This window comes from Pseudomonas sp. 58 R 3 (genome assembly GCF_900006605.1).
Classification (GTDB): domain Bacteria; phylum Pseudomonadota; class Gammaproteobacteria; order Pseudomonadales; family Pseudomonadaceae; genus Aquipseudomonas; species Aquipseudomonas salomonii.
This window is the reverse complement of the sequence record NZ_CVTT01000003.1, coordinates 1-11,875: the sequence shown is the minus strand read 5'-3', so window position 1 is coordinate 11,875 and position 11,875 is coordinate 1. Positions and strand designations below refer to the sequence as shown.

Below are 11,875 nucleotides of genomic sequence, written 5' to 3'. Positions count from 1 at the left end.
TGCTGCGCCGGCCGCTGGTCACCGCCAGCGGCGAGCTGCGCCCCGGTGGCGGGCACTTGCCGGAGGACTGGTTGAACGGCGAGGCCATCCGCCAAACGATGCGCAGCGTGGTGCGCGCGCCGTCACTGCGCATTGCCGGCCTGGGCACACCGGCCGGGCTGCTGCCCTTGCGCCAGGCGCTGCAACAGAAGCTGCACGGCGAGGGCTTGTCGGTGCCGGTGGAACAGATCATCACCACACCCAACACCGTGCAGGGCCTGGACATGCTCATGCGCCTGCTCGCGCGCCCCGGCGACACGGTGCTGCTGGACGCGCCGTGCTACTTCAACTTCCACGCCAACCTGGCCCTGCACGGGGTCAAAGTGGTGACCATCGAGCGGCGCCCCGACGGCTTTGACTTTGCTGCGCTCGAACAGCTGCTGGCCGAGCACCGCCCCAGCCTGTACCTGACCACCAGCGTGCTGCATAACCCCACCGGCCACTCCTTCAGTCCCGGCCAGGCGTTTCGCCTGCTGCAACTGACCCAGCAGTACCATTGCCACATCGTCGAGGACGACCTCTACGGCGACCTGCACCCCAACCCGCCGCCGCGCCTGGCCGCCCTCGCCGGGCTGGATCAGGTCACCTATCTTTCCGGGTTTTCCAAGATCCTCAGCGCCAACACCCGCGTCAGCTACGTGGTGGCCGCGCCGCAACTGGCCGCCAACCTCACCAACATGAAGCTAATGAGCGGCGGCGTGACCTCGGAGCTGTTCGAGCAAATCGTCTACCGCATGCTCAGCGAAGGCAGCTACGCCAAGCATCGCAAGCGTATGGTCCAGCGCTTGATGGAGTCCGGCGGGCGCGTCGAGCAATGGCTCAAGCGCTGCGGCTGCGAGTTGCCGATGGCGTTTGAAGGCGGGATGTTTATCTGGGCGCGCCTGCCCAAGGGCGTAAACGGTGAACTGCTGGCCCAGGAGGCGTTGAAACGCAGCCTGGTGCTGGCGCCGGGCGCGCTGTTCGGCTACGACCCGGCACACCTCAATTCGATGCGCTTCAATGTCGCCCACACGGATGAGCCGCGCGCCCAGCGGGTGTTCGAGGCACTGTTGCTCAAGGCCGTGCGCCACTGATTTTTGCTTCGCCGTGTATCTGGTCAGCGCCAGATACACTGCAATACAAAGGGCACAAGGCAAAGCCTGCGGCGATGGCTAGACTGCGGCCCAAGAGTATTTAACGAGGAAGGCAGCATGGATCATGTCGATCACATTCTGATCGTCGATGACGACCGGGAAATCCGCGAACTGGTGGGCAATTACCTGAAAAAAAACGGCATGCGCACCACCGTGGTTGCCGACGGCCGCCAGATGCGCAGCTTCCTCGATACCACGCCTGTGGACCTGATCGTGCTGGATATCATGATGCCCGGCGACGACGGCTTGCAGCTGTGCCGCGAACTGCGGGTGGGCAAGCACAAAGCCTCGCCGGTGCTGATGCTCACGGCGCGCAACGATGAAACCGACCGCATCATCGGCCTGGAAATGGGCGCCGATGATTACCTGGTCAAGCCGTTCGCCGCGCGTGAACTGCTCGCGCGCATCAACGCCGTACTGCGGCGCACCCGCATGCTGCCGCCGAACCTGGTGGTGAGTGAAACCGGGCGGCTGATCCGCTTTGGCCGCTGGCGCCTGGACACCACCGCCCGCCACCTGCTCGACGAGGACGACACCCTGGTGGCCCTCAGCGGCGCCGAATACCGCCTGTTGCGGGTGTTTCTCGACCACCCGCAGCGCGTGCTCAACCGCGACCAATTGCTGAACCTGACCCAGGGGCGTGACGCCGACCTGTTCGATCGCTCCATCGACCTGCTGGTGAGCCGCTTGCGTCAACGCTTGCTGGATGACGCCCGCGAACCGGCCTATATCAAAACCGTGCGCAGCGAGGGGTATGTGTTTTCACTGCCGGTGCAAATCCTCGGGGCCGAGCAATGAAGCCATGGCGGGTTGGCTGGCCGCGCACACTGGCGTCGCAACTGTCGCTGATTTTTCTGATCAGCCTGGTGTGTGCCCATGGGTTGTCATTCAGTGCGCAGTTCTACGAGCGCTACATCAGTGCGCGCACGGTGATGCTCGGCAATCTGGAAAACGACGTGTCCACCTCGGTGGCCATCCTCGACCGCCTGCCCGCCAACGAGCGCGCCGGTTGGCTGGCGCGTCTCGACCGGCAGAACTACCGGTACCTGCTCAACGCCGGCGAGGCCGGTGAACCGATGAGCAGCCACGACGTGCCAATGGCCGCCACCTCGATTGCGGACGCCCTGGGCGAGCACTACGCCCTGACCTTTCGCGATATACCGGGCATCCAGAAACACTTCCAGGTGCACCTGACCCTGGCCGATGGCAACCCGATCACCCTCGACGTACGCCCCGCCGCCCCGCCTGTAGCCTATTGGTTGCCGGTGGTGCTGGTGCTGCAACTGGCGCTGCTGCTCGCCTGCACCTGGGTCGCGGTGCGCCTGGCCGTGCGCCCGCTGACACGTCTGGCGCGTGCGGTCGAAACCCTCGACCCGAACGCCCACCCCACGCCCCTGGACGAAACCGGCCCGAGTGAAGTCGCACATGCCGCAGCGGCATTCAATGCCATGCAACAGCGCATTGCCGAATACCTCAAGGAACGCATGCAGATCCTCGCCGCGATTTCCCACGACCTGCAAACGCCGATCACCCGCATGAAACTGCGCGCCGAGTTTATGGATGACAGCGCCGACCGCGAAAAACTGTGGAGCGACCTGAGCGAAATGGAGCACCTGGTGCGTGAGGGCGTGGCGTATGCGCGCAGCGTTCACGGCGCTACCGAGGCCAGCCACCGCATTAACCTGGACGCCTTTCTCGACAGCCTGGTGTTTGACTATCAGGACATGCAAAAGCAGGTCAGCCTGCGCGGCAAAAGCGCGCTGATCCTCGACACCCGCCCCCACGCGCTGCGCCGCGTGCTGGTGAATCTGATGGACAACGCCCTTAAATTTGCCGGCAACGCCGAGCTGGAGGTCGGCTGCGCCGCGGATGGGCAGTTGTCGATCAAGGTGTTGGACCGAGGACCGGGCATTGCCGAAGACGAGCTGGCGCAGGTGCTGCAGCCGTTCTACCGGGTGGAAAGCTCACGCAACCGCGGCACCGGCGGCACCGGGCTGGGGTTGGCGATTGCCCAGCAACTGGCGGTGGCGATCGGCGGCTCGCTGACCTTGAGTAATCGGGCTGAGGGTGGCTTGTGTGCCGAGGTTCGGTTGAGTCTTTAGCGCATTGCTCTGTGGCCAGCAGGCTTACTACATTGAATGCACAGCCTTAATAAAAATTACGCATGATAATTCTGTTTTTTATAATTAGGTTAGAACCAACAGGCATTTTACAGACCCCGCCACTGCCCTTACTTTTGACCCGAGTGACCGACCCCACGCCCGGAGGAGGTGTTAATCGCGCAATCGACAAGGACAGACCAATGAGCATCGAATTTATCGGCTATATCGGCGGCCATCACGCTTCCGAGATTCACCCGCGCAGCGGCCCTACCCTGCAACCGGATTACGTCGAAACCGTGGCCCGCGCCCACGAAGAAGCAGGTTTCGACCGCGCGCTGGTGGCGTTTCATTCCAACAGCCCGGACAGCACGCTGATCGCCGCGCATGCCGCCAGCGTGACCCAAAAACTGCAATTCCTGATCGCCCACCGACCCGGTTTTGCCCAACCCACCTTGGCCGCACGCCAGTTCGCGACCCTGGACGTGTTCAACGGCGGGCGCACGGCCGTACATATCATCACCGGCGGCGACGACCGTGAACTGCGCGCCGATGGCAGCCATATCGGCAAGGACGAACGCTACGCACGCACCGATGAATACCTCAGCGTGGTGCGCCAGGAATGGACCCACGAGCAGCCTTTCGATTTCAAAGGCACCTACTACCAGGTCGAGGGTGCGCATTCGACGGTAAAGTCGCCGCAGCAGCCGCATATCCCGCTGTACTTCGGGGGTTCTTCAGCGGCCGCCATTGCGGTGGCCGGCAAGCATGCCGACGTGTATGCGCTGTGGGGCGAAACCTACGAGCAGGTGCGCGAAGTGGTGACCCAGGTGCGCGCAGAAGCGGCCAAGCACGGGCGCACGATTCGCTTCAGTTTGTCGTTGCGCCCGATCCTCGCGCAAACCGAGGAACTGGCCTGGGCCCGTGCCGAGACGATCTTGCAGCAGGCGACCGCACTGGCCGAAAAGCAGGATTTCGTGCGCCGCGAACCACCCAACGAAGGCTCGCGCCGCTTGCTGGCAGCGGCAGCGCAGGGTTCGCGCCTGGACAAGCGCCTGTGGACCGGGATCGCCGCGTTGCTGGGCGCGCAGGGCAACTCCACTTCATTGGTCGGCACCGCCGAACAAGTCGCGCAGGCGTTGCTGGACTACTACGACCTGGGTATCACCACCTTCCTGATACGCGGGTTCGACCCGCTCAACGACGCAATCGACTATGGCAAGCGGCTGATCCCACTGACCCGCCAGCTGGTCGCCGAGCGTGAACAAGCCAAACAGGTCGCCTAAGCACACCACAAAACCCATGTGGGAGCTGATCAACTGTGGGAGCTGGCTTGCCAGCTCCCACAGGAGTCTGGCGTGGAGCATGGGTTCAGTTTTTGTAATCGGTATCCGTACGCTCCAACTGCCGAATCAACGCATTCCAATGCCGCGCCACACCCGGCCCTGCGCCATTGCTGAACACCTTGGCCTGCTCCTCCACCTTGGCCACCACCTCTGCCGGCGGGAAGATAAGCTCGGCATTGCCGCCCGCCTGCGCCGCGATCTGGATAGTGCACGCGCGCTCCAGCCCTTGCAGTTGCTGGAAGGCGTGCTCCACGCTGATGCCAGCAGTCAACAGCCCATGGTTGCGCAAAATCATCACACTCTTGTCGCCCAGGTCAGCCACCAAGCGCTCGCGCTCATCCAGGTCCAGCGCCACGCCTTCATAACCGTGGTAGGCCACGCGCCCGGAGAACGCAATGGCGTGCTGGGAGATCGGCAGCAGGCCATCCTTCTGCGCCGACACCGCAATGCCGTCACGCGTATGGGTGTGCAGCACCGCTTGCAGGTCATGGCGCGCGCCGTGGATGGCGCTGTGGATCACGTAACCTGCGTAGTTGATACCCAGGCCGGTCGGGTCGTCGACAATCGTGCCGTCGAGGTCGACCTTGACCAGGTTGGAGGCGTTGATTTCATCGAACAGCAGCCCGTAGGCGTTGATCAGGAAATGCTCATCCGGCCCCGGCACACGGGCGGAGAAGTGCGTGTAGATATGGTCGGTCCACTTATACAGCGCCGCCAGTCGATAGGCCGCCGCCAGCTTGACGCGCACCTCCCACTCTTCTGGCGTGACGCGCTGGCGGACGTTGCTGGAAACACTGGAAAGCGAGGTGACGCTGCTCATGGCAAAACTTCCTGGATGGCCTTAAGGACTTCCAGTCAGCCTAGGGGATGGACAAAAATAATAAAAAGCACATTTTAATCTAAGCTAATTATTATTATTTTTTATAAAAAAGCCGACTACCACATAGATAGTTCCCACGCTCCGCGTGGGAATTCAGCCCTGGACGCTCCGCGTCCCAAAGCGTGACGCAGAGCGGCACAGGAGGCATTCCCACGCAGAGCGTGGGAACGATCAGTCTGCAGCCCCCCAGGCTCACGCAGCATTGCGGAGCTTGTGTAAAGAGGCCGCCACCAGCGTCCCGAACGCATCCACCGGCCCTTGCAGGTTGCCCAGAAAGTGCGGGTAGATCAGCCACAAATCCATCACCGGCTTGAAGTCCTTGAGCGGCACCACCGCCAGTTGCTCAAGGTGCGCACTGCGCTCCAGCAGCGGGCGTGGCACCAGCCCCAGGCCCAGGCCGTCCGCCACCAGGCCCAGTTGCAGCTCGGTACCGAAGGTTTCCAGGTTCACCCGCAACGCCAGGCCCTGGTCGGACAAGGTGCGCTGCAAGCCGGCACGGAACCCACAGCCATCCGGGTTGAGAATCCAGCCGCCCTGGTACACATCGGCCAACTTGCAGGGCTTTTTCGGCAACTGTGCCTTGGCACACACCACCACCAACTCCATCTTGCCGATGGACTCACCGACGATATTGTCCGGGAAGATCTTGCCCGCCGGGAACAACGCCACCGCCGCATCCAGCTCGCCGCGCTCGATCTTGCCGACCAGTTGGCTGCCCCACCCCGTGGCGACCTGGGCGCGCAAGTCGGGGTATTCGCTGCGCAGATGCTTGAGTGCATCCAGCAGCACCACATCGCCGATGGTCTGCGGCACGCCCAGGCGCAACACGCCGGTGGGCGGTGCATCGGTGGCTACCAGCTCACGCAGGGCATCCATCTCGCGCAGGATCAGCCGGCATTGTTCATACACCCGCGTGCCGATCAACGTAGGTTTGAGCGGCTTGGTGTTGCGGTCGAACAGCTCCACGCCCAGCGCCTGCTCGAAGTTCTGCACGCGGCGGGTGATGGCCGGCTGAGTCAATTGCAACGACTCGGCGGCGTGGCTGATGGACTGGCAACGAATCACTTCGACAAAGGCATCGATATCGTCAATTTTCATTTGGGCCGCACATAGAGAACAGTCATTAAGATGTGTGGCAAGCATAGTTGCCACACGGCTGCCTGGATAGCCTGCGCTGTGATCGATAACGTCTAACGCTATTCAGACCGGTTCTAAATTACCTGAAGCTATAAGCTAATCATTAAAAAATAGCATATTAACTATCAACATTATGCTTATATAAACCCATCACGCCATCCCCATAACCGGAATTGCCATGACCCAGTCCCGACACCCCGAAAGACTCAGAGCCTTTATTGGCGCCCTGGCGGAACTGATCGACGGCAACCCACGCGAAGGCGACCTGTTGCACCGTGGCGGCAAGCTGTTGGCGCAACTGGTCAGCCATGACGACTGGCTGCCCGACGAGTACGCCCAACCCGACTCCGAGCGCTACCAGCAGTTTTTGCTGCATGCCGATTCGCGCCAGCGTTTCAGCATCGTCAGCTTTGTGTGGGGGCCGGGCCAGCGCACGCCGATTCACGACCATCGGGTGTGGGGCCTGATCGGCATGTTGCGCGGTGCGGAGTTTTCCCAGGGTTTTGAACGGGCGCCCGATGGCAGCCTGGTGGCCGAAGGCACACCGGTTCAACTGCTGCCCGGCCAGGTTGAGGCGGTGTCGCCCAAAGTCGGTGATATCCATCAAGTCAGCAATGCACACAGCGACCAGGTGTCGATCAGCATTCACGTGTACGGCGCCAATATCGGGGCCGTGCGCCGTGCGGTGTACCAGCCCGACGGCAGCGAGAAACTGTTTATCTCCGGTTATTCCAACGCCTACCTCCCGAACCTCTGGGATTTGTCCAAAGAAAAGAGCCCTGCCCTATGACCACCGTATCGAACCGCAGCTTCGCCCAGATTCGCCAGGCCCTGTTGGACCGTGAAGAAGTCGCCTTGGTCGACGTGCGCGAAGAAGCGCCCTTTGCCGAGTCGCACCCGCTGTTCGCTGCGAATATCCCGTTGTCCAAGCTGGAGCTGGAGGTGTATGCGCGCATTCCCCGTCGCGATACCCAAGTGACGGTCTACGACAATGGCGAAGGGCTGGCCGAACGCGCCGCCGCACGTCTGGTTGCGTTGGGCTACACCCAGGTCAGCCTGCTCGAAGGCGGCCTGGACGGTTGGGGCCGCGCCGGTGGCGAGCTGTTTATCGACGTCAACGTGCCGAGCAAAGCCTTCGGTGAGTTGGTGGAGAGCGAGCGCCACACGCCGTCTTTGGCTGCCGAAGAAGTGCAGGCCCTGCTCGACAGCCAGGCCGATGTGGTGGTGCTCGACGCGCGCCGCTTCGACGAATACCAGACCATGAGCATTCCCACCGGCATCAGCGTGCCGGGTGCCGAACTGGTGCTGCGCGCCCGTGAACTGGCGCCGGACCCGGCCACCCGCATCATCGTCAACTGCGCCGGGCGCACCCGCAGCATTATCGGCACGCAGTCGCTGATCAACTCAGGCATCGCCAACCCGGTGTCGGCACTGCGCAACGGCACCATCGGCTGGACCCTCGCTGGGCAGAAACTCGCCCATGGCCAAGCGCGCCGCTTTGCGCCGACCCCGGAAGAACACCGTCAAATCGCCGCCGCAGACGCACGCCGCGTCGCCGACAAAGCACGCGTCGGCCGCGCCACATTTAACGACCTGCAACGCTGGCAGCAGGAGCCGACCCGCACCACCTACCTGTTCGATGTGCGCACGCCGGAAGAATTCGAAGCCGGCCATTTGCCGGGCGCACGCTCCACACCCGGCGGGCAATTGGTGCAGGAAACCGACCATGTGGCCAGCGTGCGCGGCGCGCGCCTGGTGCTGGCCGATGACGACGGCGTGCGGGCCAATATGTCCGCCTCATGGCTCGCGCAACTGGGCTGGGAGGTGTACGTGCTGGACGACCTGCAAGCGGCGAACTTCAGCGAACAAGGCGCGTGGGTCGCGCCGGTGCCGGCGCCCTTGCAGGCCGAACTGATCAGCCCCCACACCCTGGCCGAGTGGCTAACCCATGGCGACACGGCGGTGCTGGATTTCACCCCCAGCGTCAACTACGTCAAACGCCATATCCCCGGTGCCTTCTGGGCCTTGCGTGCGCAATTGCCCCAGGCCCTGGCCAAGGTGCCACCCGCCGAACGTTACGTGCTGACCTGCGGCACCAGCCAACTGGCGCGCCTGGCGGTCGCCGACGTCGAAGCCATCACCGGCAAGCCGGTGTTCCTGCTGCAAGGGGGCACGCTTAACTGGATCGCCGAGAAGCTACCGCTGGAAGAAGGCGAAACCCATCTCGCGTCACCGCGTATCGACCGCTATCGCCGCCCGTACGAAGGCACCGACAGCCCGAAGGAAGCCATGCAGGCGTATCTGGACTGGGAATTCGGCCTGGTCGACCAGCTGGCACGCGATGGCACCCACGGTTTCTACGTGATCTGAACCACCTTCACGCCTGCCCCACACCGGGGCAGGCCGCACCGACCCCTTGCCAGGCGGAGGTAACCCACACTTTTTCACTTTGCCTGGGATTTATCCATCATGGTCTTTCGCACGCCCTTCAAACACCTGTTCCTGAGCAGCGCCCTGGCCCTCGGCCTGATCAGCACTGCACACGCCGCCGACCTGCAACCGCTGCGGGTGGCCAATCAAAAATCCACGATCAAGGCGCTGCTGGAAGCCTCCGGCGAAACCAAAAACGTCCCCTATCAAATCCAGTGGTCGGAGTTCCCTTCCGCCTCGCCGCTGGGCGAAGCCCTGAACGCCGGTGCCGTCGATATCGGCGCCCTCGGCGACGCGCCGTATGTGTTCGCCTTGGGCGCCGGTGCCGCGCTCAAGGTGGTCAGCATCATCCACGCCGAAGGGCGCAACACCACCGCCCTGGTGGTGCCCAAGGACTCGCCGATCAAGACCGCCGCCGACCTCAAGGGCAAGAAAATCGTCACCGGACGCGGCTCCATCGGGCACTACCTGGCGATCCGGGCCTTGGCCAGCGCGGGCCTGACGAGCAAGGATGTGCAATTCATTTTTCTGTTGCCCGCCGAATCCCGGCTGGTACTCGATAACGGCACCGTCGATGCCTGGGCGACATGGGACCCCTACACCACGGTGGTCACCTCACAGAGCCACGCCCGGGTCCTGGTCAGCGGCAAGCAGTTGTTGAGCAACCACCTGTATTTCGCCGCCACCCGCCAGGCCATCGCCAACAAACGCCCGCAACTGGATGACTTCGTGGCCCGCGTCGACCGTGCCTACGCCTGGGCCAACACACACCCGGATGAATACGCCGCCGCCCAGGCCAAAATTACCGGCCTGCCCTTGGCGGTGCACCTGGAGGTGGCCAAAGACACGCAACTGAACCCCGTGGTGATTGACGACAGCGTAATCAAGGGCCTGCAAGCCACCGCCGACACCTATCAGCAAGAAGGCTTGCTGCCCAAGCGCATCGACGTGTCCCAGGGTTTCGACACCAGCTTTAACGCCGAACGTTTTCCCACTTCCCAAGCATCGCGCTAAGCAAGGAGCCGCCTATGAGCACGCCACGTCATCTGAAACTGGGCGCTATGGTCCACGGTGTCGGTCACGGCTGGGGCGAATGGCGCCATCCGCAGGCGCAACCGAATGCCAGTACGAACTTTGGCTTCTATAAACAACAAACCGAGCTGGCCGAAGCGGCCAAGTTCGACTTCGTGTTTATCGCCGACAGCCTGCACATTCACGCCAAATCCAGCCCGCACTACCTCAACCGTTTCGAGCCGCTGACCCTTCTCTCGGCCCTCGCCGCGTTGACCACTCACATCGGCCTGGTCGCCACCGTGACCGTCAGCTACACCGAGCCCTACCAGGTGGCGCGCCAGTTCGCCTCTTTGGACCATATCAGCGGCGGCCGCGCCGGCTGGAACGTGGTCACCTCGTGGCTGAGCGGCACCGCCGACAACTTCGGCAAAGCCGAGCACCCGCCCCACGCCGTGCGCTACCGCATCGCCAAGGAGCACCTGAACGTGGTCAAGGGCCTGTGGGATTCCTGGGAAGACGACGCCTTTGCCTATAACAAGCAGAGCGGCGAATTTTTCACCCCCGACAAGCTGCACGCGCTGAACCACAAGGGCGAGTTTTTCTCGGTCAAAGGCCCGCTGAACATCGCCCGCTCACGCCAGGGCCAGCCGGTGATTTTTCAGGCGGGCACCTCTGAAGATGGGCGCAACTTCGCCGCCGAGCATTCCGATGCGATTTTTGTGCATGTCGAGACGCTCGAAGAAGGCAAGGCTTACTCGGCTGACTTGAAACGCCGCGCCAAGGGTTTTGGCCGTGATGCGGCGAGCCTGTCGATTTTGCCGGGCATCCGCCCGATTGTCGGGCGCGATGCCGCCGAGGTGGAACGCCGTTATCAGCAGGCGGTGGACCTGGTCACCGTCGAAGATGCGATTGTGGCGCTGGGCCGCCCTTTCAACGACCACGACTTCAGCCAATATCCACTGGACGCCCCCTTCCCGGAGCTTGGCGACCTGGGCAGCAACAGCCAGAAAGGCGGTTCCGACCGTATCAAGCAACTGGCCAGGGACGAAGGCCTGACCCTGCGCGAAGTGGCCTTGCGCTTTTCGCGGCCCAAGCGCGATTTTGTCGGCACCCCGGAGCAGGTCGCCGATGCGATTCAAACCTGGTTCGAGTCCGGCGCCAGCGACGGCTTCATCATCAACTCGGTACTGCCGGATGGCTTGCAGTACTTCACCGAACTGGTGGTGCCGGTGCTGCAACAACGCGGGCTGTTTCGCAGCGAATACAGCGGCCAGACCTTGCGCGACAACCTGGGGCTTAAGGTGCCGACCAATCGGTACAGCGAAGTTGAAGCACCCCTGAAAGCACGGGCTTAAACACGATCCCACATTTTTGACTGAGTACAGACTTATGACTCAACCGTCTTTACGCTCCGTGGAAGTCGCGCAATTCGACGCCCTGCTCGAACGCCTCAGCGCCGAGCTGGCCAGCACCGCGCACCGGTATGACGAAAGCGGCGCCTTCCCCCACGCCAACTTCCAGCGGCTGCATGAACATGGCCTGGTCGCCCTCACCGTGCCCAAGGCACTGGGTGGTGGTGGCGCCAGCCTGGCGCAGGCGCGCAAGGCCATCAGCGCGATTGCCAAAGGCGAGCCGTCTACCGCGTTGATTCTGGTGATGCAGTACCTGCAACACACACGCCTGCAAGACAGCAAAACCTGGCCGCAGCACCTGCGCGTGCACGTCGCCGAAGACGCCGTGCGCAACGGGGCGTTGATCAACGCGCTGCGCGTCGAACCCGACCTGGGCACCCCGGCC

General features: G+C 62.9%; 11 protein-coding genes. 9 read left to right on the top strand and 2 right to left on the bottom strand.

The window, feature by feature from the left end:
- From BFP92_RS00065 to BFP92_RS00050, 4 genes are all read left to right on the top strand, one after another.
- Nucleotides 1–1,112 (top strand): aminotransferase-like domain-containing protein (locus BFP92_RS00065; protein WP_065911081.1); only part of this gene is annotated, 1,112 nt, incomplete at its 5' end.
- Nucleotides 1,113–1,229: 117 nt separating this feature from the next.
- Nucleotides 1,230–1,970, top strand: a complete 741-nt coding sequence (locus BFP92_RS00060; protein ID WP_065911080.1) for a response regulator — start codon at nt 1,230–1,232, stop codon at nt 1,968–1,970.
- Nucleotides 1,967–3,274: an ATP-binding protein gene (locus tag BFP92_RS00055; RefSeq protein WP_065911079.1), complete on the top strand. Its 1,308-nt coding sequence runs from the start codon at nt 1,967–1,969 to the stop codon at nt 3,272–3,274. Before BFP92_RS00060 ends, BFP92_RS00055 begins: the two co-directional genes overlap by 4 nt.
- A 200-nt stretch (nt 3,275–3,474) precedes the next feature.
- Nucleotides 3,475–4,557: an LLM class flavin-dependent oxidoreductase gene (locus tag BFP92_RS00050; protein WP_065911078.1), complete on the top strand. Its 1,083-nt coding sequence runs from the start codon at nt 3,475–3,477 to the stop codon at nt 4,555–4,557.
- Between the two features lie 85 nt (nt 4,558–4,642).
- On the opposite strand, the gene BFP92_RS00045 is transcribed toward BFP92_RS00050, so the two are convergent.
- Nucleotides 4,643–5,437, bottom strand: a complete 795-nt coding sequence (locus BFP92_RS00045) for a class II aldolase/adducin family protein (protein ID WP_065911077.1) — start codon at nt 5,435–5,437, stop codon at nt 4,643–4,645.
- Nucleotides 5,438–5,689: 252 nt separating this feature from the next.
- The gene (locus BFP92_RS00040) at nt 5,690–6,595 is read right to left on the bottom strand and encodes a LysR family transcriptional regulator (protein WP_065911076.1); all 906 of its coding nucleotides are present in this window, start codon (nt 6,593–6,595) and stop codon (nt 5,690–5,692) included.
- A gap of 217 nt (nt 6,596–6,812) precedes the next feature.
- Here BFP92_RS00040 and BFP92_RS00035 point away from each other — a divergent pair, with 217 nt between their 5' ends.
- The 5 genes from BFP92_RS00035 to BFP92_RS00015 all read left to right on the top strand — a co-directional run.
- Entirely contained in the window at nt 6,813–7,424 is a 612-nt protein-coding gene (locus BFP92_RS00035; protein ID WP_065911075.1) for a cysteine dioxygenase family protein, read from the top strand.
- On the top strand, nt 7,421–9,004 hold the full coding sequence (locus BFP92_RS00030) for a rhodanese-related sulfurtransferase (RefSeq protein WP_065911074.1): 1,584 nt from the start codon (nt 7,421–7,423) through the stop codon (nt 9,002–9,004). Before BFP92_RS00035 ends, BFP92_RS00030 begins: the two co-directional genes overlap by 4 nt.
- A gap of 99 nt (nt 9,005–9,103) precedes the next feature.
- Nucleotides 9,104–10,078: an ABC transporter substrate-binding protein gene (locus tag BFP92_RS00025; protein ID WP_065911073.1), complete on the top strand. Its 975-nt coding sequence runs from the start codon at nt 9,104–9,106 to the stop codon at nt 10,076–10,078.
- Between the two features lie 14 nt (nt 10,079–10,092).
- Entirely contained in the window at nt 10,093–11,433 is a 1,341-nt protein-coding gene (locus tag BFP92_RS00020) for an LLM class flavin-dependent oxidoreductase (RefSeq protein WP_065911072.1), read from the top strand.
- 34 nt (nt 11,434–11,467) lie between these two features.
- A partial coding sequence (locus tag BFP92_RS00015; RefSeq protein WP_170875808.1) for an acyl-CoA dehydrogenase family protein occupies nt 11,468–11,875 on the top strand: 408 nt, incomplete at its 3' end.

What these genes read in the sequence shown, in the direction of transcription:
- BFP92_RS00030 (WP_065911074.1), top strand. Translation starts at nt 7,421, where the DNA reads ATGACCACCGTATCGAACCGCAGCTTCGCCCAGATTCGCCAGGCCCTG.
- BFP92_RS00045 (WP_065911077.1), bottom strand. Translation starts at nt 5,437, where the DNA reads ATGAGCAGCGTCACCTCGCTTTCCAGTGTTTCCAGCAACGTCCGCCAG.
- BFP92_RS00040 (WP_065911076.1), bottom strand. Translation starts at nt 6,595, where the DNA reads ATGAAAATTGACGATATCGATGCCTTTGTCGAAGTGATTCGTTGCCAG.
- BFP92_RS00035 (WP_065911075.1), top strand. Translation starts at nt 6,813, where the DNA reads ATGACCCAGTCCCGACACCCCGAAAGACTCAGAGCCTTTATTGGCGCC.
- BFP92_RS00060 (WP_065911080.1), top strand. Translation starts at nt 1,230, where the DNA reads ATGGATCATGTCGATCACATTCTGATCGTCGATGACGACCGGGAAATC.
- BFP92_RS00055 (WP_065911079.1), top strand. Translation starts at nt 1,967, where the DNA reads ATGAAGCCATGGCGGGTTGGCTGGCCGCGCACACTGGCGTCGCAACTG.
- BFP92_RS00025 (WP_065911073.1), top strand. Translation starts at nt 9,104, where the DNA reads ATGGTCTTTCGCACGCCCTTCAAACACCTGTTCCTGAGCAGCGCCCTG.
- BFP92_RS00020 (WP_065911072.1), top strand. Translation starts at nt 10,093, where the DNA reads ATGAGCACGCCACGTCATCTGAAACTGGGCGCTATGGTCCACGGTGTC.
- BFP92_RS00050 (WP_065911078.1), top strand. Translation starts at nt 3,475, where the DNA reads ATGAGCATCGAATTTATCGGCTATATCGGCGGCCATCACGCTTCCGAG.